Source organism: Desulfobacter hydrogenophilus, from assembly GCF_004319545.1.
GTDB classification, from domain to species: Bacteria; Desulfobacterota; Desulfobacteria; order Desulfobacterales; family Desulfobacteraceae; genus Desulfobacter; species Desulfobacter hydrogenophilus.
In genome coordinates, this window is sequence record NZ_CP036313.1 from 693,427 (window position 1) to 717,075 (window position 23,649).

Genomic DNA, 23,649 nt, shown 5'->3' on the forward strand with positions numbered 1-23,649 from the left:
TTTCAACGTTTGTTGGGGGCTGAACCACGGTGAAAAACCTGGTCAGCCCATGGCTGTTATAACGTCCGGCCTCTTGGTTCAAACCCCAGATGATTGATCATTTCAAGGTCTTCTTGAAGTTGATTGCCTTTTGTGGTCAAATAATTGCCTGTCATTATACCGTTTGCACCGGCATGAAAGACAAAGGGATGAAGCATTTTTAAATTTGGTATTCTTCCGCCGCAAATAATGATGTCCGTCTCCGGCAGCACATATCTCATGATGGATATTATTTTCAGACATTTTAACGGTGTCAGATTATTTTTCCCTTCAAAAAAAGTTCCCGGTATGGAGCTTAAAAAATTGATTGGAACAGCATCCACCTGAAGTTCCCTTAATTCAAAAGCCAGTTCAAGGACCTGCGCCATACTTTCACCCACACCAAAAATACCGCCCGAACAAACAGATAAACCGGCATTTTTTGCTTTTTTAATCGTATTAACCCGGTCATCGTAGGTATGGGACGTGCAAACAGCATCAAAATGGCTTCGACATGTTTCAAGATTATGATGATAGCGACCTATGCCGCAGCCTTTCAAATAAGCCATATTTGCATCATCCAAAATTCCCAAAGAAACGCAATAGGACATTTTTTTTGACGGTAAGCCGCCCAGCGCATCCGCCACCTGTCGAACCTCATTTTCAGCAAGCCCTTTGCCGGTGGTCACAATGGAATAACGATGGACATTTGTATCCATAAGTTTGTATGCCCCTTTCTGAAGTTCAACTTTGGACATCAAGGGATAAATTTCAATATCTGATGTATGAAATTTTGATTGCGAGCAGAATTTACAGTCTTCACTGCACATTCCTGATTTTCCGTTACAGATTGCGCATAGGTGAATTTCGCGTTTAAAAAAAGAGTCCCGGATCAGATCCGCACCTGCCATCAACGCGAACACGTCCTTATCCTCGGTCAACGCCAAGTGACGAAGAATGCTATTTTCAGGGCGTTGACCCTCAATAATATTTTTTGCGATATCGATATATGACTCAATGGTATATTGCATCTTTTTCCTTAAGATATTGAAAATTCTTTTTGGGGAACATAGAGTCCGGCAATGGAAAACGTTGTGGAGACAGCCATTCCGCCAACGGCAAGCATGTCCATTCCCATAAGGTTGGCACCAAGCCCCAAAATGCCACCGACGATGATGGCCGAACAACACCAATGGCGATGAATGGTTCGCTTTTTCCTCATAATCAGGGCAACAGCCACCGGCGGCACGATATCAAACATAGCGCCTTCCATCCGGGATGCCAGATGAGGGGAACAGGGGGCGACAAATGACAAGGGCACCATATCCCTTATTTCGTCCTCATCCCGGATAAAGGATGAGGCGCTGCAATAGACTTCAAAATCCGAAGAAACCGGATACCCGTCTTCGGTATAGCCGCCCCCGGTCTGAATCACTTTCATTGGCACTGCATCTATTCCCTGTATTCGCATTTGACGCATCAAAGACACAGTAAGCCCCAAGTTCAAAATAAAACTTTCCATATGGTTTGCGTTTTCATCCGTCTTCTTCGTTGTGTCAATGGGTACATATATTTAATTTGCTCCCGTTGCCACGCCTTGAATACGAACGAAAAGTCTAAACCATATTTTGGAATGTTTTATTCCGATCATGGGCCTAACAAGTGTTTTACCCGCGTTTGTATCTGTTCCCGCAACAAAAAATCCGTTCATCTGTCCGCCTCCGTAATCTCACGCCCAATCTGGTTAACCGAGAACTTTACTAATAGTTAACCACATGGTTCGTCAAGGAAAATTTCGACAGGGGGGACAAAAAGACATTCCAATTGCTACGCGCCACCTAATGTCAAAAAGGTAAGATAATTTTAGATTAAAACCACGAAGAACACGAGGTTTAGTAGTTTAGGAATGAGTCCGGAATAGCTTAACCCGGGAGCGCGGGCGTCTCGCCCGCATCTTTAGGACCCGTTCCTAAACCATGAATTACCGTGTTCACTCTTATCTGGACATTTCCCAAATTAAGATGCTAAACTGCTGCCATAAATCAAAAATGAGATCCCAGATGACAAAATATATTAGATATTTAATATGTGTTGCTGCTATTTTTATCTCTTCGGCAAAATTGAGCCAAGCACAACCATTAGAAATAGAAAGCATCCATCCTAAAAAACCGCCGTTATTCATCGTCACAGAAGCCTTTGAACCCCTTATCTTTTCTTCGGATACCCAATTGCGGGGCATGGATTATGAAATAACCGAAGCAGTCTTCCGCATCTTGAATATCCCCATTATCATCGAATTCTATCCCTTCAAACGGTGCCTGATGATGGTAAAAAACAAGCAGGCCGATGCCGTCATTGATCTGCTGGCCAATGAAAAACGACTAAAGTATATCTTCTTCCCTGATGAGCCTTTATCAGAAAGCCATGAAGCAATTTTTCATCTAAAAGACCATCCACCTCAAATCAATACACTCGGTGATCTGAAATTTTATAAAGTCGGAACTCAGCTTGGATATGAATACCCCAATGGGCTTTCAAAATTCCTTGTTAATCCCGAAGAAGTTTCCACCCTGGAACAAAATTTAAAAAAATTATTGTTAAATCGTATTGATATCATTCTTGAAAATCGTATTGTCGGCCTCCATACCGCCAAACGGATGGGGATTTCCCATCGGATAAGCACTACCAATTTACCGGGGGAATTTTTAAACCGTTATTATTTGGGATTTGCCAAAAAACAGGAGTACAATCTTTTAGCAGACCAATTCAGCCAGGTATTGTCCAAATTCAAGCAAACGAAAGCCTATCATGAAATTTTAAACAGATACGTGCAGACTCAATGATTCAGCCGGCTATATTTTTTAAAGGGGGCATTCCGTTCTAACTATGGATGAGTACTGTTCACTTCTGATTGCTTCCTCCAGACCCTGCCGTTACCAGCAACGCCCTTGCAATTCGGATTGTCTTCCCCCTGGTCGAGGTGACGCCTGCTTACCGCAGACTGGGTTTACCCGCCATGCCGGGCAAACAAAAATCCCGGTCCTTTGCGGGACCGGGATTGGGTTAAATTATATGTCAGACAAATGTCTATTCGCTATCAACAGCATCCATCAATTCATCTTTGATACTTTGTTTGTCACCAGCCAGGTGCCGTTTTTGCTTTTCTTTGAATTTGGTAATCTGAATTTTAATTTTTTCGGCCACACTGTCAATAGCTAAATACATGTTGTTGTCTTCAGCCTCGCCTCTGGCATGAATTTTAAGCTTACCGCAGGTCAGATTTATTTCAGCAATGCTGTGTAATTTTTCCTCTGACAAGACAACCTGAGCCTCGGCCGGGGATTCCAGCATCCTATCTAATTTATTTAATCTCTTTTCGATATGGGATTTTACAGCGTCAGATGAAGGGACGTTCTTGAAAGTGATTGAAATGTTCATGGGCTCTCCTTTTTATTGGTGAGATGATGGTTCAAAAATAACACAATCCCTGCTATGACTCAATGATAGATCGTTATATAATTAAAGTAAATCAGCAAACGACAAGCGACTTATTTTTTTAAGATTCTTTGTCAGGTTCCGGGGTCTTATTTTTCGAAACAACCTTGGGAAAAAGGTCTTCCAGGTTCAATCCCTTGATTTTTTTCAAACAGTCTGAAAGCGCGTCGCTCTCGGTGCTGCCAACACCCTGATGCCCGGATTCTGCAATGATGTTCACAAGGTTGGGCACGGCAATATAATCGCCTGCCAGATTGCCCTGAATCTTTTTATGAACATCAATATAGATCATTCTGCCATTGCGGATCAGATTGTACCGGGTTACCCGTGTTAAAATATCTTTAACATTAAGTTCCATTTGATTTTCTCCTTATTTTAAGGTAGACCTGCCATATTTTAAGATTGTTTGCAAGTTTAATTAAAAAGATGGCAGCCGCAGAAGGCGGCAGGCCCAATGCAAAACAACATAAGCCGGACAGCACAAGCCGGACAACCGATTTTAAATTGAAGGAAAGACCTTCACAATATGTCATCCTCTTTTTCATTTTTTTCATTGCCTGGAAACAGCACCTGGACTCAAGGCCATAAAAACTTACGAAAAACAACCGGGCAATTGATCGCAGACCGCAAGTCCCTGGACCGGGTATTCATCCGTCCCGAAGATGAGAACAGCAAAAAGACCCTGGTTAAATATATGGAGCAGATCCTGTTCGGACTGCACGATTTCCTTAACCGAAATGTGGGCGTCACCGACGAAATCAGTCTTACTGAACTGGCTAAAAATTACATGGATGTCGAGATCAGCGATCATCCCCAGAAAAATCTGGGCCAGGTTATTGAAGATATCATCAAAGACATTGCCCCTAAAGCGGTGAATGTGGCATCGCCTTACTTCATTGGTCACATGACCTCTGCCCTGCCCTTTTTCATGGTGCATCTTAAAGCCATTACCGCAGCCTTGAACCAGAATGTCATTAAAATGGAAACCTCCAAGGTGCTCGCTGTCATTGAAAGGCAGGTGCTGGCCAAAATTCACCGCCTGATTTTCAAACAAAGCCATGACTTCTACCAGGCGCATGTCCAAAATACCCGTACGGCTCTGGGCGCATTTACATCTGGTGGCACCACGGCCAACATGACAGCCATGTGGGTGGCCAGAAATCGCCTGTTCCCGCCTAAAGATGATTTTTCAAGCATTGAAGAAGACGGCCTGTTCAAGGCCATGCGTGTCCATAACACGGACCGGGTGGTGATCCTTGTCTCCCGGCGGGGGCACTACTCTTTGAGAAAAGCAAGCGGTATTCTGGGCTTGGGCAATAAAAACATCATTATCATAGATGTTAAACCGGATCACACCATTGATACAGACAAACTTAAACAGATTATTCAGGACCTGAAGCAGGAGGGGCGTACAAAAATTGCTGCAATCGTGGGTATTGCCGGGGCCACGGAGACAGGGACCATTGATCCATTGCAAGAGATGGCCGATATCTGTGAACAGGAGCAGATTCATTTTCACGTGGATGCCGCATGGGGTGGGCCCATATTGTTATCCCAAACCTATGCCCACCTGCTTTCAGGCATTGAACGGGCAGATTCGGTCACCATTGACGGCCACAAACAATTTTACATGCCCATGGGAACAGGCATGGTTTATTTTAAAAACGCCCTTGCCCTTGACGCCATTGCCTACCATGCCCGGTACGTCAACCGAAAAGGCTCTGTGGATTTAGGCATAAAAACCCTTGAAGGCTCCAGGGAGGCCGCCTGCCTGATATTGGATGCATCCTTAAAAATCATGGGCGCCAAAGGGTATGCCCTGATGATTGATCACGGTATTGAAACGGCCAAGGCATTCGCCGAAAAAATAGACGCTCGGCCGGAATTTGAACTTGTGACTCCCCCTGTACTCAATATCCTGACCTACCGACTGGTCCCCATGGTCTTCCGGCAAAAACTGAAAACGGCCCGGGGGCAGACGCGTAAACACTTAAACCAGGAGCTTGACGAGATTAATATTCGCATCCAGCGCATCCAGCGAGAAGCTGGCAAAAGTTTTGTCTCCAGAACCCGACTCAAACTTGTGCCGGAAGATGATTTCATGGTAGTGGTACTTCGAAGCGTTATCATGAACCCCTATACCACCGAAGCCATTCTGGATGACATCCTGGATGAACAGGAACAAATTTATCATCAACTTTAATCAGGGCCGGCCAGGCAGCACCTGGGCCCATGGAATAAATTTACAAACGGGTATAAATATGTTTGTCAGCCTGATTACTTCAATATCCGAATTACCATCGGTCATAAAGCGTTTTTAAACCCATGGCCATGTAGTTGAGTTTGCCTTCATAGTGGGTTCCGAGAATGGACTGGGGGCAGCCTGAAACCGTGTGTGCTGATGTTTATTTTTTTCATTTGTTCCTCCTTTTTTATATTTATCATGGAAATCAATAATTGCCACTTCATTGACGATCTTAAAGTCATCCCCAAGAAAGACATTTGATGAGATTACCTATATGGTCGGCTATGGGGACAGCAGCACACGAAAAAAGGCAGGACGAGCTTTACGTCCGGTAGGTGCCCTGTTCAAGCATTCGGGCGACAGAAATAGACTCTGCCAGGATCTTTTCCGTCCAGTTGTCGTCCAGCGGGTCGACGATCAAAACCCGGAAATGAAAACGTTTCCCCTCAATAAATACCCCTTCGGAGTTGTCGATATGCAGCATGGCGTTCACCCGGTTGGGAAGCTTAGAGGGTTTTCTCTTCACCAGGAGATTTTTTATGATTTTCTCATGCCGATCCTGGTTAATCACCAAATCCAGCTTGAGGCCGTGGAGGTTGAACAGTCTTTTAATGTATTTGGGCTTGCGGTGGGAAGTGGTGTAAATTCCTATCTGCCAACCATAATTTCTCAACTGCTTGAAAAGATGAACGGTCCCGTAGCGCAGGGGTTCAATGTTGAGCCACTTATGGTGCCAGGGTAGAGTCAGATACTCGGTAGGGATTTCCGGTTGCCAGCAAATGAGGGTATCGTCAAGGTCGAAAGTTATCAGGGGCTTGGTTATTGCTTGGCCCAGAAGGGCTGTAAATTTTGATTGCTCAATTCCAACCTGTTGATATTTTAGCAAATTTAATCTCTCGATTTTATTAAATGGTTAATGGTGTGGGTGTGTGCACTTAAAACCAAGCCCATTATCAGAATTAACATTATATGTCTTGTGTTAGAAAAATATTAGAAGGGTAATAATTTATCCGCAAGTGATAAATAATTAAACGGCTACATTTTACTGACTGAAGTTTCCTGATTTTTATCAGCCTATTGATTGTCTATGATGTGGGATTGTAGCAGGGTCGAGTTTAATTTTGATAGGTTTTGCCATGTAAATAGCAAAACCCCATTTTATTCTCCCTGTTCATACAAATCCCGCTGATAGAAAAATATCATATAATTTCAATACTATATACAATTTAGTCCAAAATAACAGTAAAATAAAAATCAGGAAACTTCAGTTACTGATCATCTTTGGCAAAAACTCGATTTTTTTTTCGAATTAGCTATCCAAATTGTCCTCTTGGAAAATTTAATTGTTTTGTAACGCCATCTTACTTTTTCTTCTTACTTTTCTTCACCACCATCCTGTGTGTCATTTTCAGCCTCTTTTCCGCATTTTTGATCAGGTGTTCAAAAGAACTGTGCGCATCTTCATCCTGTTGTGCCTGCAGTTGGACATAACTACCGTCACTTTGCATTTCCCAGCAATTGTGCCTGTCATTCAGCTGGATATCAATCATTTCCCGCAATAAGGCCTGCAGGCGTGGAGATTCGACAGGCGTGCAGATCTCAACCCGACTCTCAAGGTTTCGTTTCATCAGGTCTGCCGAGGATATAAAGTATTCTTCCTTACCACCATTGCGAAAATAAAAAATTCTTGAATGCTCCAGAAACCGACCGACAATGGAAATAACTCGAACATTTTCAGACAGTCCTGGAATGCCTGGCCGCAGCCGACAGGTATCACGGACAATGAGATCAACGTGAACACCGGCCTGTGAGGCTTTGTACAATGCCCTTGTAATATCTTTATCTTCAAGGGCATTTGTTTTTAATTGGATTAGTCCTTCCTGCCCTTCAGCCTGCAACCTGCACTCCCGGGCAATCTTCTCCAGTAATTTTTTTTTCAAAATATTTGGGCAGGGTAGAAGCTTCTTGTATTTACGGGTGCCCGTATATCCGGTCGTCAGATAATTAAATAGCTCTGTGAGGTCGGAACCGATGACTGAATCACAGGTAAAAAGACCAAGGTCGCTGTATCCCCGGGCAGTACCCGCATGATAGTTGCCGGTTCCTATATGTGCGTAGCGATGCAAGCCGTCAAAATCCTTGCGTACCACAAAAATAACTTTTGAGTGGGTCTTCAAATCCACAACCCCGTAGGTCACATGAATCCCCACCTCTTCCAACGATCTGGCCCAGCGGATGTTGGCAGACTCATCAAAACGCGCTTTCAGCTCTACAACCACGGCGACCTGCTTACCATTCTGGGCTGCATCAATCAGGTACTGCATGACTCTGGATCGCTTGGCTGTCCGGTAAAGCGTCATTTTAATGCCCATAACTTTGGGGTCCAGACTGGCCTCCTTTATAAACCGTTCCACGGAGGTATCAAACGATTCGTATGGATGCTGCAGGAGAATGGAACCTTTTTCCTTTATGACATGGAAGATATTAGGATCCTCTCCAAGCAATTGCGGATTATCAACGGGTTGATGAAGCGGAAAGTGCAAGTCCTGACGGTCAAGTTCGGCAATCTGCATCAGGTGCCTGTTAGCCATGATTCCCTCAACTTCAAAAAGGTCCTCTTCTGCATCAATGTTGAGTTGTGCAGCCAACATACCTCGTAGAGACAGGCTCATATTCGTGTTCACCTCAAGCCGAACGATCTCAGCAAATTTTCTGTCGCGGAGGGCGGATTCGATCATAGATAAGAGATCATTCGCCTGCTCCTGATCTCGTTCAGTAATGGCATTCCTGATCACTCGGAAAAAATCGCATGATTCAATCACTATACCTGGGAAAAGCAAGTCAAGGTTGTTGGCGATAACATCCTCTATTGGTACATATAAATCTTCTTGGCCAATCTTTATAAATCGCGGAGTAAGCCCGGAGTCCACCGGAACCTTAATTCTGTTGAGATACGCGTGTTCCGTATCAGGATAGCTTACCTTGACCAGAAGGTTCAAGGATAGGTTGGAAATAAAAGGAAACGGATGTGCCGGATCCATTCCCTGGGGCGTTAAGAGTGGATATACATTATCGAAAAAAAAATTGTTGGCAAATGTCTTCTGCTCTTTTGTCAATTGGTCGTAGCCGATAAGAACAATGCCCACGTCAGCAAGCAGTTTCTTCAACTCCACTTCCAACATTTGGTTCTGTTTTAAAATGTCCTGAACAGGAATATGACAATCGTCGATCTGCTCTTGGGGTGTCCGCCCGTCCACACTTAATTTTTTGACCCCGGCCCCTACCAGGTGTTTGAGCCCACCGATACGTTTCATGAAAAACTCATCAAGATTCGAGCCAACGACTGATAGAAAGAAGACCCGTTCCAGAAGGGGGTTACGTGAATCCTGCCCTTCATGGAGGACCCGACGGTTGAATTCAAGCCAGGTCAACTCCCTGTTTAGAAACCATTCCGAAGATTTCAGGTCAAACTCCGGGGAAATTTGTTGTTCCACCTGGGTCGGCTCACTTTCTATGACATTTTTTTGCTCATCATTTTTCTGCTCATCAAGGGACATGATGCACTCCAACGTTACTGGGATAAAGTAATTTTTTAATCATACCACGCAGCTACTGAACGTGATCAAATAACCTGAGGCAAATATAAACTAAGAATATAAGAATAGTGTTAGCGGCTTACCCCAATATATGAGCGTTCATCCCTCACAATTGTGGAAAGCCTTTAGAGACAGGAGGTCTAAAATTTTAAAAATAACGGATTGAGTACACAGGGCCACAGTCGGTGCGTTTCCCAGATCTTTTTGAATAGGTCAATCTTTTGATCTGTATCGTTTTTTAAGGAATACCGTTTTCGGCAAGACTTTTATTTTTATACCGGCCATCTTCAGTCACATCCAGCCCAAACCATGGGGGCGGAACAAAGGTTTCGGCCTGGGCTTGGTCACCGAATTCCACCTCGCATAAGAAAAGACCTGCAAGGCCACCTGAAAATTCATCAATTTCAGCGACAAGGCCGTTTTCAAGGGGGGCTTGGGACCGTTGTTTTTCCACCTGCCGCCCCTGGGTCAAAGGCCACAGATAATGAAAATTGGTTTCATCAATCCTGATTTCCGCTTCATTCCGTACAAGTCCCTGGCCCCGTTTAAAGGTCATGAAAAATGCATCGCCTTTCTGGCGAAGTCTGATCTCAACAGAATCCAGGGATTTGGAAATATAGCCCTGGCGGATACTGGTGGTGGACTGCAAAGCAATTTCCGGCATCTTTGTGAGCAGGAACTTTCGTTCTATTTCTTTCATTAAACCCTATCCCCTTGATTCTGAACTTCCTGCCACAATTGTGAGTAGGCCGCCACAGGCCCTTCTTTTCCGGCATAATACAGGGCCGGAGCCCTATGAACGCCCATGCGCTCAATATGTGTGGAAAAAGGTATCCAGGTGTTCATCACCTGTTCATTGCCGGCCCGGATCTCTTCCATGGTGTCAAGGTGCAGGGATTTACTCTGCTGGACCATGGAAAAAAACGGGAAAATCTTGGATGACTTGTAACCCTGTTTTTTAAAAAAATCATACAGTTGTTCAAGGGTTCTTTGGGACAATGTGGTGGGGATCACCGGTACCACAATACGGTCAGCCACCTTGAAGACATTTTCCGAAAGCAGGGAGATATTTGGGGGACAGTCCAAAAGAACAATGTCATATTCACCATCAACCGGTTTCAACGCCTTGTTCAGCCGAGAGCGGCTCTTTTTCATCCGGGACAAAAAAATATCAAAATCCCTGAAACTCATGTTAGCCGGCAAAAGGTCCAGACCTTGAAAATCAGTTTCTCTGATGGCATTTGCAAATTTTTTTGTACCTTCAAAAAAGGTATTATTTTTTAGTTTTTCGGACGGCTTCACACGAAAATAAAATCCTGAGGCACCCTGGGGATCAAGGTCGCACAAAAGAGTCCGGTTGCCGCTTAGCGCACTGGCATATGCCAAATTAACCGAAGCTGCGGTTTTTCCCACACCGCCTTTGTTGGAATAACAAGCTATAAGTTTCACGAAATAATATCTCCTTATGAATCAGCCTGGGTGTTGGTTTTTTTAAAGCCTGTGTTCTTCAATTCAAACAGGGCGTTAAACGCATCCTGTGTATCGGGGCTGTAAAATTGGGACAGGTTATCAATAATCATCCTGCGTTCTGCCAGCTGTTTGCGATAAAGCATGGCTGTCAACGCCCCGATGCTTTCGGCCAGAGCTTTGGCATTGGGGCCGGTGCCCGGGTAACGCTCCAGGCACTGGGCCAGGGTGGCCTGCTGGACAGACTGGTCATTGAAACTTCCCAGATGCTCCTGCAACCCTTTAAGGGTTTTAAGCAGGCGTTTTACTTGTTTGACGTCAAATAAAGGCTGGGCAGATTCCATCAGGTACCGCAATTTTTTGCACTGGATACGTAGTTCATGAATGGTATCATCCGGGGTCTTATCCGTTATACTCTCGGCAAGTTTGCACACCTTTTTATATCGTTTCAAAACCAGATCTGCGGCAAAAACCTTGGACGGAGCATCGGCCTTGGGGCCTTTGGGCAGGCCTTTGGGATTTTCAAATAATTTCTGAATGAATTTTATCTGTTTTTTGTAAGCCTTGGATTTAAGCATGGCTTCAACCTTTCCAAAGGCCTCATCCCGATCCTGTTGCAACAAATCAAAAAGGACCCCAAGGCCAGGATGGGCCTGGGGGGGAACCAAGGCAAAATAATCGTCCTTGGATAATAGGTAAACATCCCGGTCCCGCATCAGGTTGGTATCCTGCATAATATCCCTGAAATCCTGCTTCAACTGATTAAGGGTTTCAGAGGCCACCACGCCTTTAAACAGGGTAAGCACGGATCGCACTTTGCGCAGACTGACCCGCCACTGATGGAGAAACTCGGTGTCCAGATCATCAATAAGCCCGGGTTCGTTGTGGCGTGTGACCTGTAAAAATGTCTGGACAATGCGACAAAGGCTTGTCCTGGCAGGGGCCTTTTCAGACAAACGAATAACCGGCTTGGATGTATAATCCGAAATTTTCAGTTTAAGTACATCTGCAGGAAGGCCCGGGGGCTCCATTTTTTTCAAAATGTCACAAATCAGCGCATGGCTGCCCATATAACCTCGCATGGGAAGGGTCCGCAGCCAGGACCAGGTATTTTCCCCGCGGCTCAAAAAAACCGATGCAACGCGGCAGCAGGTTTTTTGTTCGTCATCCAGAAGGGATAATGTATCCCGGATGATGCTCACCTGACCTGCCGGTGTAAACGCCCGCAAAGGCGATTGATCCAAAAGCAGATCCCTGACAGGGCCCTGGGGAAGCTCCCGGGGAAATTGCCATTCGAATACCGGCGCAGTCTGTGTCATTAAATCACCAGACCAGCCGATCCTGACCAGATCGGATTGAGTCTGAATTAAAAGGGCATCCGACTTGTAAACCGCAGCATCAAAGGTATCCAGAACAGTCCCCTCTTCGGGCTCACATGCATTGCCCATAAGGGTCATATTTGAACTCTTGAGTGCGGCATTTATCTTTTTGACATTAATGCCGGCCGACAGCGTAAATGTTTGCGAAGGAGGCAAATTCATTTTTCTGATTTTCCCTTGTTCTTTTTAATATATTCATGGATCAGATTTTCAATAATGGCCTGAACGCTGGTCTCTTTTTCAATGGCCAGGATTTTAAGCGCCTTGAGCACTTTTTTCTCCAACCTTAGGGAAGTATTCACCTTTTTAATTTTTACCATATTAGATCCTTGTTAATCTTTGTTTCATGCCTTGATATAATGACGTCATTAAATTATGATGTCAACTATTATGGATTTAATGACAAAATACGCAGCCATCGACATTGGTTCAAATGCCGTTCGCCTGCTTTTAGCCATGGTGTCGGAAGAAAAGTTTGAACTTCGAGTAAAAAAAATTTCCTGGATGCGCATGCCCATCCGACTGGGTGAAGATGCCTTTTTACAGGGCACGATCTCGGATGAACGGGCCTCCAAACTGACAAAAACCATGGCTGGCTTTGCAAAACTTATTGATGCGTACCAGCCTGTGGCGATCAAAGCGTGTGCCACTTCGGCCATGAGGACTGCCCAGAACGGCCGGCAGGTATGCCACAGAATCAGGGAACAGACTGGTATCGACATTGAAATCATCAACGGTGGGCAGGAAGCCCGGTATCTTTTCCAAAACCGCCACAAAATAATGACGTCATCGGAAAAATCAGCTTTGTTTGTGGATGTGGGTGGCGGGAGCACTGAAATTACGTTGTTTTGTAACGGCAGGGTCCAGGCCAGTCGTTCCTTTAACCTAGGCACCATCCGCCCGCTCAACAACCGGGCCCGGCAGCAGGACTGGGATTGTATGAAATCTTGGTTGAAAAAAAATACCCAGGGACATGAGCCTGTGGAGGCCATTGGCAGCGGTGGAAACATTAACAAGCTGTTTAAGCTGGCCAAGGGCCGTCCCGGGACATGGGTGAGCCGGAAAAAAATAAAAAAAATCCGGAATGAACTAGCTGATTATGCGTTGGAAGAACGGATGCGCCGCTTTAATTTAAAACCTGACCGGGCAGACGTTATTATCCCGGGAGCACGAATCTATATTAAAGCCATGGCCTGGGGCCGGTGTGAAAAAATCCATGTCCCCATGCAGGGACTTGCCGACGGCATAATACGGGTCCTACACGCCCAGAGGATGCAGGCGCAGTCCGAGGATATCCCGAAGAGAACGGACCGTTCCGATGATACTATGCCCCTTGCTGAGCATGACACATTCGACTTTTAGGACCGCAGATTAAATAAGTTGGACAGAAACAACTCCGATTCTTCTATAGTCCTGCCGTTGGCAACACAACAAATGATATCTTAATTATATTTCAATAGGTTATTATTCATAACATGGGTTTAAGCATTTAGACGATACAAAAATTGACTTCAACCATTTAAAAAAGGAGAATTGAACGTATGAAAACCCATAACCTGAGGTTCCCGCATCGGCGACAACAGGGAACTCAAACACGCACTGGAATCTTACTGGCGGGGCGCAGGAAACAAACGGATCACCACAGGATCGGTATTTCCGTACAGCCCGGGGGCAGTCCACAGACGATGGAAAAGACAACCAGATTTCAGCCGGAGAAATGACCAAGTGGTTTGACACCAATTACCACTACATTGTCCCGGAATTTGATCCATCCACCGGTTTTTGCCTGGATGCACAATCTCTGCTGGACCAGTTACAGGAGGCTCAAAAGGTAGGCGTAAGGCCCAAACAGGTTATTATAGGCCCCGTAACCTATCTTTTTTGGGGCAAGGCAGAAAATGTTGACAAAATAAACCTGCTGAATAAAATGGTTTTGTCTCTGATGCCTTTCAGCGTTTCTGCATCGGGTGTGTCTAATATTTTTCTGACTTCATGGGGTGTCATCACTTTGGCTTCCACCCGGTCGGAATTGACCGGCATGCGACGAACGCCCTGGGCCACATTGATTTTGACGATCTGTTTATCTATCAAATGATTGAACAGCGAAGATATCGCGCTTAACCGATTGTTAATCGTCCTGGGACTGTGACCCAAATTTTGAAGATATTTTTTAAAGGCAATCACATGACCATGTTCAACATCCCGCAATTGCTCCGGGGCGCTTACGCCAATAAAAGACAAAAAGGAATGAATGGCTTTGTCGTATGTCTCAATGGAATTGTCAGAATTAAAATTGGCTTTCCATAAAAGTTCTTCCGGAATTTCTTTGATCGCCTTGAGGAGAGAAATTTTATTTTTCGGACTGGGTATCAGATCGTGATTCATTTTTTCACCCTAACGGTTTATGGTTTTTTATACCTGATATATAGGGCTGAAATAAATCATGAAAATAGTTAGACATAATGCCTTTTATGTCTAACTATGATCCATCAAGAACCCGGCCAACTTTTTTTTATGAAATATTATTATATAGGGACGATTTTGAAATGGGAGAGGTGTGAGAACCTATCCCTAAAGTATTGAGTGAAAAGGCAGTCATGTTTTTATGAGGCACATATGGCGAAAGCGGCATAAAATAAAAATATGGCGTTTTAAACATAATTTGATATTATGCCGTTATAGACATATTTTATTTGGAGGAAGGGATGCAGCAGATAATGGTCTCCCCCAGGGATCTTGGGGTAACGCTTAAAGAATTGAGGAAACAAAAGGGGATGACCCAGACAGCCTTGGGTAAACGGGTGGGGCTTGACCAGAAACGGGTCTCCCTGATGGAGAGCGGCAATCCCAATATCCGAGTGGCCAGCCTGTTCAGACTGCTTTCCGCTCTGGACGTGGGCATGGCCCTTGAGCCCAAGGCCATTGACGGTACGACTCCAGTCCAAGGGAACCAGGAAGAGAATAAGGATGAATGGTGATGGGAAAGGCAAAAAATCTCAGCGTCCTGATGAACGGTGCGCCTGTGGGGTGGCTGGCCCGCAGTGCCAAAGGGATTGTCTCTTTTGGTTACGACGAGAATTGGCTTTCAGACCGCAACAGAAGACCCTTGTCCCTGTCCCTGTCCCTGCCTCTTACAGCCCAGGTTTATTCTGGTGATCGGGTTGAAAATTATTTTGATAACCTGCTGCCGGATAACATGACATTGCGTAACAGGCTGCAGGCCAAGGTCGGGGCTTCGTCCACCCGGGCCTTTGACCTGCTTTTCCACATCGGCAGGGATTGTGTAGGGGCCGTGCAGCTTGTGCCCGAAGGGGAAACGCCAAATGTCAAAATGGTAACCGCAGATCGGGTAGATGAAGCGCAGATAGAGACAATTCTCAAGTCCTATGCCGCCATGCCCCTGGGGGTGGACATTGATGCCGATTTCAGGCTTTCCGTTGCCGGGGCCCAGGAAAAAACCGCATTCCTCAGGATGCAGAACGGCTGGTACCGCCCTTCCGGGGCCACGCCTACCAGCCATATTTTCAAGCTGCCCATGGGGCGACTGGGTCAAACCGGCTTAGATTTGTCAGGCAGTGTGGAAAACGAATGGCTCTGCCAGAAGCTTTTGGGGGCCTTTGGCATGTCTGCGGCTGACACCCGGATGGCAAACTTCGGTAGCCAGAAGGTGCTGGTGGTGAAGCGGTTTGACCGGCGCTGGTCCTCTGGCAGCACCTGGCTGATCCGGCTGCCCCAGGAAGATATCTGCCAAGCCACGGGAACCCCTTCGGCCCTGAAATATGAGGCGGACGGGGGACCAGACATGACCGCGGTTATGGATCTGCTTCTGGGCTCCGACAAGGCTCATGAGGACCGAACCACCTTTATGACATCTCAATTGCTTTTTTGGATGTTGGGGGCCATTGATGGGCACGCCAAAAATTTCAGCATCTTTCTTCGGCCCGGCAGCCGGTTTCACCTGACCCCCCTTTACGATGTCATCTCAATCTATCCTTTGGCCAGGGCTGGCCAGATTTCCATGCACAAGGTGAAGATGGCTATGGCCGTGTCAGGGAAAAACCGCCATTACAGATGGAACAGCATAACCAGAAGACATTGGTTGGATACGGCAAAAAAATGCAGGTACCCGGAAGATGAGATGAAGCAGATTATTGAAAAATGCTGTGATATGGCACAAGGATGCATAGATCAGGTCAGTGACGCCATGCCCCCGGGGTTTTCTGAGCAGATTTCAGCAGCAATTTTTTCTGGAATACACCAGGCAAGGGAACGGTTGATTAACAATAAAAAGGGTTCGCGACTTCCCGGTAATGAATGTAACCATCGATTGTAAAGATGGAAAAGTTGCTAAATCCGTATTAGAAATTCAATTTGACGCTCGTATGGTGGGAAAAATCAAAGAAATGTTGGGTGCAATTAAACATTTAGAGGGAAATCCACAAGCGATACAGAGAGGGGGCAGGAGGATCAACTCAGTGCTCTTGGCCTCGTGCTTAATGCTTCAGTGCTTTGGCAGACATTATATATGGATCAGGTAGTGGAAGCGTTACGGAGTCAAGGAAGGAAGATTAATCCCGAGGATTTAGCTCGGACTTCACCATTGGTGCACTCGAATTTAAACGTGCTTGGCAGCTATTCATTTGATTTATCTCCAGAGGTGGAAAATGGCGAAATTCGGCCACTGAGAAAGATTTAGGTCTTGCAAAAAAATCTGAGTTTTATTGCTTAACCCGGTTTTCTGTTCCATTACTGCCCAAACCCCGTATGGTTCAGACAATCCCCAAACCACACAATTCCATTATGATGCCCTGGGCCGCCCGGTTCAGGCAATCCGTCCGTTAGGGGATTATACCGAAACCGAGTATGACGCCGTGGGCAACCGGCGTTTTGCCCGAAGATACGATCGCAACGGCACACTGCTGGAAGAAAGCGAATATGAATATGATGCCCGCGGTCTATTAACCCGAACCACAGATCATATGGGATCTGTCACGCAAATCACATATGATGACGCCGGCAGAAAAATTGAACAGACAAATCCTGAAGGCCAGTCGGTTCAGTATGATTATGATGAAGTGGGCAATGTTGTCCAGACCATTGATGCCATGGGAGGTCTCTACCGATTTTATTATGATTTGAACAACCGGAAAGTACGTTCCGTCAATCCTCTGGGAGAGACCACAGCCTTTGTTTACGATCCCAACGGAAACCAGACGACTGTCATCTTGCCTGATCAAAGCACGGCCCATTATTTCTACGATGCCGTAAACCGGAAAATCGGGGAAGAAGACAGGCTGGGTTTCCTTCAACTTTTTGAATATGATGCATCCGGCAATATGACCACCCATACGGATGCCAAAGGCTACGCGTCCACATATGAATACGACGCAGCCAACCGGCCGGTCAAAATCATTGATGCCGCCGGCCATGAAATCACCGTCACCTATGACGAAGCCGGCCGAAAACTCCAGCTTACCGACGCCCGGGGTGCTGTCACAGACTTTCTATATGATGTCCAAGGGAACCTGATCCGCAAAGCATGACCCAAATTTCCTATCCGTCAGGCAGAACCGTTGATAAATACTATGACGAAACCAACTTCCTTGCCACGGTAGACTACCTGGGTAACCAGGCCGCTGCATTCACACCGGATGAAAACGGCCGGATCATTTTTGCCGGTTATGGCAATGATACCGATCTGACCCTGACCTACGACACCATAGGCAGGGAAGAGAGCAGAACGTTTGCCACACCGGGCTCTGATCCGCTTTTCACTGTGTCGGACATGACATATGACGGCCGGGGCAGTCTTACTGCGCAGACCGAGACTTTTGATGCGGTAACAGCAGTTGACGCATTCACCTATGATAACCAGGACCGCCTGACCGCCCGCACCCGGAACCTCACCCCGGCCGGGGAATGGGACTATGACCTTGTGGGCAACTGGGAATATACCAACCAGAACGGCACGGCTGAAACCAGGACAGTCACGGGTGACAACGAATACACCAATGTCGGCGGTTTACTCCCGGTCCATGACGGCCGGGGCAACATGACTTTTGACGGAGACCTGGATTATGAATACGACTGGGCCAACCGGCTGATCAGGGTGGCTTCCGGTGCCACCGTGCTGGGTGAATACACCTATGATGCCCTGAACCGGCGGGTGACCAAAGCCGTGAACACCGTCAGCACCACCTTCGTTTATGATGACGATGCCGTGGTTGAGGCGTATGAAAATACCGTTCTGCGCCGGACCTATGTCTACGGGAATGCTGTGGACGATCCGATTCTGGTTGAAACCGGCAGCCAGGTTTACTATTATATCGCCGATATCCGCGGCAGCATCCGAGCTGTCACAGACAGTTCCGGTGCCCTGAAGGAATACTATGAGTACGGCCCCTTCGGGCTGATGGCGATCTTTGACAATCAGGGGCAGGATATTACGACCACCGGCTCCACTATCGGCAATCCCTACGGTATACCGGCAGGCGGTGAGATAGCGAGTCCGGGCTCTGGCATTACCGGAACCGGATGTACTCTGCTGAATTGGGGCGGTTCCTGCAGCGTGATCCTGCCGGGTATGTGGATGGGGTGAATCTGTATGCCTATGTCTTAAATAACCCACTGAGGTACACTGATCCTGACGGGTTGATGGCACGGGAGGCTTATGATTGGACTATGGATACAGCCTTGCCGGTTGTTTCTGATGTCTCTGCTGGTTTTGGCGATACAATCACATTTGGTGCTACAAAAACAGTAAGGGACATGTGGAATGAAACCTTCTGGGATGGCCAGGATAGTGTGAATTACGATTCAGGAGCATATAAACTTGGTACCGGAAAAACAACCTTAGACGCTGTAACAAATTTAGGAGCTCCTGATGTTCGTTTTGGACTTGATTCGCCGATAGGTGGCATGACAACCACATTGCCTTTTGGTAGTGGAGGGAATCCAACGACTTCTCGTACTACACCATCTATCAATACACCGCTTGCTCCAGGCGTAAACATGAAAATTGATGGAAAGACAAATGTCGATACTAAAAACATTGGTCTCAGAACTAGTATATCAACTCCTTTGGGAGGCGGTAAATTAAACACGGATATCTCATCTATGCAGATGAATTTTAATTTAAGAGGTCCTCAAATGAATTTTCCTTTAGGTTATGGAGCAAATGCGTATATAGGTATCCAGTGGTAAATGAGGGGGATGAATGTTAAAAATAATTCTAATATATGGCCTTATATATTTGTGTTGTGTCTTTTTTATGTTTGTAAGTGAGATTACATATAAAAAAAAATCATTGAGTGCAGTTTTGAAAGATTACAAAAGTATTATAATTAAATGTACTTTAATATTCGGTGTCTTTGTCATAGCCTCGGCTGTTTATCATGTTATGGGTATTTCGTAATTCTGAGGTATCGGGAACTATGATATTGAGTGTGTGAGGTCAAGTCTTTAATTCCGGGTAGAGTAGAGCACTGGTTCAGCAAGTTTCTCCGGTCTTTCGGTATCCTTTCTTCCCCAGTGCTCCCTCATCAAACCGTGCATACGGTTCTCCCGTACATTATGTGAAGGCCGCGCTTATGTTGCCTTGGCTATGCAATAGCCTGTTTTGTAAACAATTTTAGGTTTGCGGCCATCACATAAGTAAAGTGTTTTTTGCGGTTACAGTGATTTTAGGAATGCCATAAATTCCGGATTATTGGACCAATTATCGATAGTATCCGAAGCTGATGCCGGAACCTCGCATTGAGCGAGTGCTTTAGCCTTCATTTCAAGATCTATCTCTGCATAGATGTGAGTTGTATCGAGGGACACATGTCCGAGCCAGGCGCGGATCGTATTAATGTCGACACCAGAACGTAGTAGATGCACTGCAGTTGTGTGGCGGATGGTGTGAGTGCTGATCCGCTTAGTAGACAAAATAGGCAACTTTTGACTCGCAGTTTGGGCAGATCGTTTGACAACAGCACAGATTCCGAATCGTGTGATTGGCTGTTTTTGACGGTTTAAAAAAACTGGTTCATCCGCCCGGCGTCCGACAACGAGAGCAGCTAATTTACCGGCCGTGTGTGGCCATAAAGGACATCGTCGTACCTTGCCTCCTTTTCCCAGGAGTATGACCGATGAAGGAGAACCGAGGTCCAGATCCGCGATAGTAAGGTTTGCCGCTTCGCTTGCCCGGGCTCCTGAGTTATACAAAAAAAGCAACAAGGCATGATCCCGCAGACCTTGTGGGGTGTTGCGATTGGGAGCATTAAGCAATGCGTCCATCTCGCGCTTGTCGAGATAAGTCATGGATGGTTTTGAAATTTTTTTGAAGGGTATTGAACGGACCAGGGTAAGCCAGGTGATGTGCTCTGGGCTACGTTCGCCAATAAAACGTGCCAAGGCATGAATCGCAGCAAGACGCTGATTTCGGGTAGAGACGGAACATCCGCGTTGTTTTTCCAATCGAAGCAGGAATTGGCGGACAATATCTGCAGAGATATCCTCGATCGACAGCTAATCTACCGACTTGTTCAGGTTTTTGGCCGTGAATGGAAGAAATAAAACCAATGTATCACGATAGCTTACTTGAGTGTTATGCGCGAGGTTGCGTTCACCGACCAGATATTCCAGAAGGAAACGACGGATCCATGGCCCCAAAACTTTATTTTTATTCATGATTCACCTCCTTCCGTTGCGTATCGTTGAAAGCGCACACTTGCTTCATGCAGAAGTTCTGGGGTCATCGCAAGGTAGCGTTGGGTAGCCGCCACATTTATGTGGCCCAGGTAGGTAGCCAAAAAAGGTAGAAGCCGTTGCACGTCCGCACCCTCGCGGTACCAGGATATCAATCGGTTTAAGGCAAAGGTGTGGCGAATGTCATGAAGACGCGGTTGGAACCGTCCTCCGTCCTTTCGACGAATATCAGCGCTTTCACAAAGTAGACGGAAAATCCGTTCTGTACTGCCTCGTGTCAGCCCCTCTCCCTGTCGGGTAGCGAAGAAGGCAGAGCGATTCCGTGCTAGGCGTGGGAGCTGTCGTCTTGTCTTTACGTAAGTGACTAGTACAGCGGTTAATTGAGGGCCTATTGGTACCCATCTACTCTTGAAGAATTTGGTATTGCGAATGGTGAGCAGGCTTGCCGGTAGATCGACGTCGGCCAGAGAAAGTGACAATGCTTCGCCGATTCGAAGCCCTGTGCCATAAAGGAGAAGCAGGAGTGTGCGAAATGTGGCAGGTTGAACCTTAAATCTTCGACTGCAGCCCAGGATATCGGTCATCTCAACTAATCGGCGGAATTGGTCATGCGTGTAGATATAGGGCTGGAACAGCGCTGGACGTTTGGGTATTGTCGTTGGTAACGGAAATAATGAAACGTGACCTCGGCTAAGTGCAAACCGGTAGAATCCGCTAAGTGCGTCGAACTTTCGATGCCAAAACGTAGTAATCGGCCCCGTTCCGGTGAGATAATCCTTTACGGCGTTGGGAGTGACCTGAGTAATGTCAATATCCCCCATTGCCCGGCAAAAGGCTTTCAGTATAACGGATTCCGCCCGAAAGCGCATGCCCATGGATTGTTTAAAAATTATATATTCGGTAGCAAGCTGGGAAAGGTTCATGACAGCCCTCCCAAATCGACATCTGCTACCAGCCGCAGCTCTGGGAGGTTCACCTTGGCATAGATTCGTGTGGCAGAGGTGCTGCGATGCCCCAGATGGTCGCCGATTTCCTTGAGTGACAAACCCTCTGTTACCAAATGCATTGCGCAGGCGTGGCGCAATGCGTGCGGGCCTCGATGTATAGGATGAAGTCCGACGTTTGCCATGCATCGACTTACAACATTGTAAAGACCGCCTACCGAGAGCGGTTTAATGGGTGCTTTAAGCGTAAGGAATATCTCGTGACGGCAATTTTGCGGTCGAACGCTTCTTAAGTAACGGATGATTGCGTTGCCGACGATGGGTGTCAATGGATAGGTCTGGGTTCTGCGCTGTTTGGGACGGAACACGGATATCCGGTTGTTTTCCCAGTCGATATCCTCAAGGCTAAGGCTTGCGACCTCGCTCGACCGCAAAGCATAGATCACGAATAGTAAAATAATGGCACGGTCACGGATATTCTGAGGTCGATCGGTAGCCACATTGTCAATCAGGCGATTCACATCCTTCCACGTTGGACCAGAAGGCAAAATTTCCTGGGAAAATAAACGGGGACCCTGAATTGCAGGAGCTATTGCAGGAAGACACCAGCCCCGTTGTGCTGCGTAGCGGAAGAATGTTTTGAGCGCTTTGGCGGTGGTGGCGACAGAGACTCGGGACCATCCCTTGTCGCCGCATGAGGCAAGAAACGTGTCAACATCCAAGATCTCAACTGTGGAAACAGATCGGTTATGATCTTCACACCAATGCAGGAACTTTTTGACATACCAACAATAGTTGCGGATTGTTCTCAAAGACAGACCTCGTTCGGATTCCATCCACTTGGTGAAATCTTCGATCAAGCCCGCAAACAATGGGGGCTCTATGACAACCTCCTCCAGACGCCCAAGGAATCAGAGCCACTCGGTTGCCACCTGAATAAACAACTTACGGGACCACTTCAAAGTGTGGACACGTCCACGGCGACATTGCTGCCTTGCCCATCGGTCGGCTGCTGCTCTGATATGTTCAGGCGTTACGTTCGATGTGGAAGGAATATTGAGTATTTGAACGACTTGGAGAAGCTCCCGGGCAATACGTAACAGAGTTTCATGAGCGCACCCATCGTCTGCACGATATGCAAGATAGCTATCACGCTCATCAAATAACGGTGCCTTTCTGTGACGGGCAAGAACGGCTGGGTAGTTAAATAGTTTTTCTAAAATGGTTGGACCTCCTATATTTGAATTAATGGATGTTCAACCACTTAACCAAGTTTACTTATGTGGTGTCCACTGAAAATAAAGACCTAAAATACAGCACACTACGCGTTGCACATAACATAAGTGCGGACTTCACATAACGTACACGGCTTTCCGATGTTCTTCATCGTAAGGCTTGCGCTATTTTCCCTGCTTGGCCTTACAATAGAGCTTCCCCTGTAGTGTCCTGATTCTAATTGGAGTTAATAGCATAATGCAATCTCCGAATCCTCCGCTCGTTGGTTGCTTGAACAAAGTAGGGTCCCTTTCTTCGGCCTGGGTTATGTTGTCCCTTGGCCTCAAACGGTACTATGAACCCCTCCGACTCCCAATACGACCCGATGGAATTTCGGATACCCTTATATCCATCGGTTGATGGTCCTACACCACCGCCGTATTGGGTCTTCCGCACTGTACTGTACTTCTTCCGATACATGCCATCCCTGCTACCCCGGAAGATCACCTGGAATGCTTCCGTTTTCCCATTCCAGATGCAACTGCCTTCCCTTAATGTCCAGAAAGTCGGCATCTTCAATTAGTTGACGAGGCTACATA

The 23,649-nt window shown here is 46.4% G+C and carries 23 protein-coding genes and 2 pseudogenes; 10 read left to right on the forward strand and 15 right to left on the reverse strand.

Going from position 1 to position 23,649, the window contains the following annotated elements:
• Positions 1-56 precede the first annotated feature (56 nt).
• Together bioB and EYB58_RS03005 are read right to left on the reverse strand one after the other, a co-directional pair.
• Positions 57-1,049 (reverse strand): biotin synthase BioB, encoded by a 993-nt coding sequence (bioB, locus tag EYB58_RS03000; protein WP_111955248.1) that lies wholly within the window; start codon positions 1,047-1,049, stop codon positions 57-59.
• Between the two features lie 8 nt (positions 1,050-1,057).
• The gene (locus EYB58_RS03005) at positions 1,058-1,540 is read right to left on the reverse strand and encodes a hypothetical protein (RefSeq protein WP_131071989.1); all 483 of its coding nucleotides are present in this window, start codon (positions 1,538-1,540) and stop codon (positions 1,058-1,060) included.
• A gap of 538 nt (positions 1,541-2,078) precedes the next feature.
• On the opposite strand from EYB58_RS03005, the gene EYB58_RS03010 reads away from it, so the two are divergent.
• Positions 2,079-2,861 carry a substrate-binding periplasmic protein gene (locus EYB58_RS03010; protein WP_163354375.1) on the forward strand — a complete coding sequence of 261 codons (783 nt, stop codon included), beginning with the start codon at positions 2,079-2,081 and terminating at the stop codon, positions 2,859-2,861.
• 244 nt (positions 2,862-3,105) lie between these two features.
• Here the strand turns inward: EYB58_RS03010 and hpf are convergent, their stop codons facing one another.
• Positions 3,106-3,456: a ribosome hibernation-promoting factor, HPF/YfiA family gene (gene hpf / locus EYB58_RS03015; protein WP_111955242.1), complete on the reverse strand. Its 351-nt coding sequence runs from the start codon at positions 3,454-3,456 to the stop codon at positions 3,106-3,108.
• A 118-nt stretch (positions 3,457-3,574) separates the two neighbouring features.
• On the reverse strand, positions 3,575-3,871 hold the full coding sequence (locus EYB58_RS03020) for a hypothetical protein (RefSeq protein ID WP_111955240.1): 297 nt from the start codon (positions 3,869-3,871) through the stop codon (positions 3,575-3,577).
• A gap of 168 nt (positions 3,872-4,039) precedes the next feature.
• On the opposite strand from EYB58_RS03020, the gene panP reads away from it, so the two are divergent.
• The gene (panP, locus tag EYB58_RS03025) at positions 4,040-5,716 is read left to right on the forward strand and encodes a pyridoxal-dependent aspartate 1-decarboxylase PanP (protein ID WP_111955236.1); all 1,677 of its coding nucleotides are present in this window, start codon (positions 4,040-4,042) and stop codon (positions 5,714-5,716) included.
• 364 nt (positions 5,717-6,080) lie between these two features.
• On the opposite strand, the gene EYB58_RS03030 is transcribed toward panP, so the two are convergent.
• The 6 genes from EYB58_RS03030 to EYB58_RS03055 form a co-directional block, all read right to left on the reverse strand.
• Positions 6,081-6,644 carry a hypothetical protein gene (locus tag EYB58_RS03030; protein ID WP_111955234.1) on the reverse strand — a complete coding sequence of 188 codons (564 nt, stop codon included), beginning with the start codon at positions 6,642-6,644 and terminating at the stop codon, positions 6,081-6,083.
• Between the two features lie 475 nt (positions 6,645-7,119).
• A complete protein-coding gene (gene ppk1 / locus EYB58_RS03035; RefSeq protein WP_111955232.1) occupies positions 7,120-9,315 on the reverse strand; it encodes a polyphosphate kinase 1 in 2,196 nt (731 codons plus the stop codon).
• Positions 9,316-9,592: 277 nt separating this feature from the next.
• A complete protein-coding gene (locus EYB58_RS03040; protein ID WP_111955230.1) occupies positions 9,593-10,054 on the reverse strand; it encodes a CYTH domain-containing protein in 462 nt (153 codons plus the stop codon).
• Entirely contained in the window at positions 10,054-10,803 is a 750-nt protein-coding gene (locus tag EYB58_RS03045; protein WP_111955228.1) for a ParA family protein, read from the reverse strand. The genes EYB58_RS03040 and EYB58_RS03045 overlap by 1 nt, the downstream gene beginning before the upstream one ends.
• Positions 10,804-10,817: 14 nt before the next feature.
• Positions 10,818-12,362 (reverse strand): CHAD domain-containing protein, encoded by a 1,545-nt coding sequence (locus EYB58_RS03050; RefSeq protein WP_111955226.1) that lies wholly within the window; start codon positions 12,360-12,362, stop codon positions 10,818-10,820.
• Positions 12,359-12,520: a ribbon-helix-helix domain-containing protein gene (locus EYB58_RS03055; RefSeq protein ID WP_111955224.1), complete on the reverse strand. Its 162-nt coding sequence runs from the start codon at positions 12,518-12,520 to the stop codon at positions 12,359-12,361. Before EYB58_RS03055 ends, EYB58_RS03050 begins: the two co-directional genes overlap by 4 nt.
• 79 nt (positions 12,521-12,599) lie before the next feature.
• Between EYB58_RS03055 and EYB58_RS03060 the strand changes: the two genes are divergently transcribed.
• Together EYB58_RS03060 and EYB58_RS23785 are read left to right on the forward strand one after the other, a co-directional pair.
• Positions 12,600-13,562 carry a Ppx/GppA phosphatase family protein gene (locus EYB58_RS03060; RefSeq protein ID WP_242637531.1) on the forward strand — a complete coding sequence of 321 codons (963 nt, stop codon included), beginning with the start codon at positions 12,600-12,602 and terminating at the stop codon, positions 13,560-13,562.
• Positions 13,563-13,887: 325 nt separating this feature from the next.
• Positions 13,888-14,073, forward strand: a pseudogene (locus EYB58_RS23785) (hypothetical protein); the annotation flags it as partial.
• Here EYB58_RS23785 and EYB58_RS03075 read toward each other — a convergent pair.
• Positions 14,073-14,585 carry a tyrosine-type recombinase/integrase gene (locus tag EYB58_RS03075; RefSeq protein ID WP_111955220.1) on the reverse strand — a complete coding sequence of 171 codons (513 nt, stop codon included), beginning with the start codon at positions 14,583-14,585 and terminating at the stop codon, positions 14,073-14,075. The pseudogene EYB58_RS23785 and the gene EYB58_RS03075 sit on opposite strands and share 1 nt — an antisense overlap.
• A 320-nt stretch (positions 14,586-14,905) precedes the next feature.
• On the opposite strand from EYB58_RS03075, the gene EYB58_RS03080 reads away from it, so the two are divergent.
• The 6 genes and pseudogenes from EYB58_RS03080 (at position 14,906) to EYB58_RS03105 (ending at position 19,403) form a co-directional block, all read left to right on the forward strand.
• A complete protein-coding gene (locus EYB58_RS03080; RefSeq protein WP_111955218.1) occupies positions 14,906-15,178 on the forward strand; it encodes a helix-turn-helix domain-containing protein in 273 nt (90 codons plus the stop codon).
• Positions 15,178-16,533 carry a type II toxin-antitoxin system HipA family toxin gene (locus EYB58_RS03085; RefSeq protein ID WP_111955216.1) on the forward strand — a complete coding sequence of 452 codons (1,356 nt, stop codon included), beginning with the start codon at positions 15,178-15,180 and terminating at the stop codon, positions 16,531-16,533. Before EYB58_RS03080 ends, EYB58_RS03085 begins: the two co-directional genes overlap by 1 nt.
• A 98-nt stretch (positions 16,534-16,631) precedes the next feature.
• Positions 16,632-16,896, forward strand: a pseudogene (locus EYB58_RS03090) (Tn3 family transposase); the annotation flags it as partial.
• 25 nt (positions 16,897-16,921) lie between these two features.
• Positions 16,922-17,743 (forward strand): RHS repeat protein, encoded by an 822-nt coding sequence (locus EYB58_RS03095; protein ID WP_111955212.1) that lies wholly within the window; start codon positions 16,922-16,924, stop codon positions 17,741-17,743.
• Positions 17,740-18,798, forward strand: a complete 1,059-nt coding sequence (locus tag EYB58_RS03100) for an RHS repeat protein (protein ID WP_131071990.1) — start codon at positions 17,740-17,742, stop codon at positions 18,796-18,798. The genes EYB58_RS03095 and EYB58_RS03100 overlap by 4 nt, the downstream gene beginning before the upstream one ends.
• Positions 18,735-19,403 (forward strand): RHS repeat-associated core domain-containing protein, encoded by a 669-nt coding sequence (locus tag EYB58_RS03105; RefSeq protein ID WP_131071991.1) that lies wholly within the window; start codon positions 18,735-18,737, stop codon positions 19,401-19,403. Before EYB58_RS03100 ends, EYB58_RS03105 begins: the two co-directional genes overlap by 64 nt.
• Positions 19,404-19,871: 468 nt before the next feature.
• Here the strand turns inward: EYB58_RS03105 and EYB58_RS03110 are convergent, their stop codons facing one another.
• Genes EYB58_RS03110 through EYB58_RS03120 form a run of 4 tightly spaced genes read right to left on the reverse strand, consistent with a single transcriptional unit; the run spans position 19,872 to position 22,707 of the window.
• On the reverse strand, positions 19,872-20,660 hold the full coding sequence (locus tag EYB58_RS03110) for a tyrosine-type recombinase/integrase (RefSeq protein WP_207309119.1): 789 nt from the start codon (positions 20,658-20,660) through the stop codon (positions 19,872-19,874).
• 51 nt (positions 20,661-20,711) lie between these two features.
• Entirely contained in the window at positions 20,712-20,873 is a 162-nt protein-coding gene (locus tag EYB58_RS23430) for a site-specific integrase (protein WP_207309120.1), read from the reverse strand.
• Entirely contained in the window at positions 20,870-21,814 is a 945-nt protein-coding gene (locus EYB58_RS03115) for a tyrosine-type recombinase/integrase (protein WP_111955210.1), read from the reverse strand. The genes EYB58_RS23430 and EYB58_RS03115 overlap by 4 nt, the downstream gene beginning before the upstream one ends.
• Positions 21,811-22,707, reverse strand: a complete 897-nt coding sequence (locus EYB58_RS03120) for a tyrosine-type recombinase/integrase (protein WP_111955208.1) — start codon at positions 22,705-22,707, stop codon at positions 21,811-21,813. Before EYB58_RS03120 ends, EYB58_RS03115 begins: the two co-directional genes overlap by 4 nt.
• Positions 22,708-23,649 lie beyond the last annotated feature (942 nt).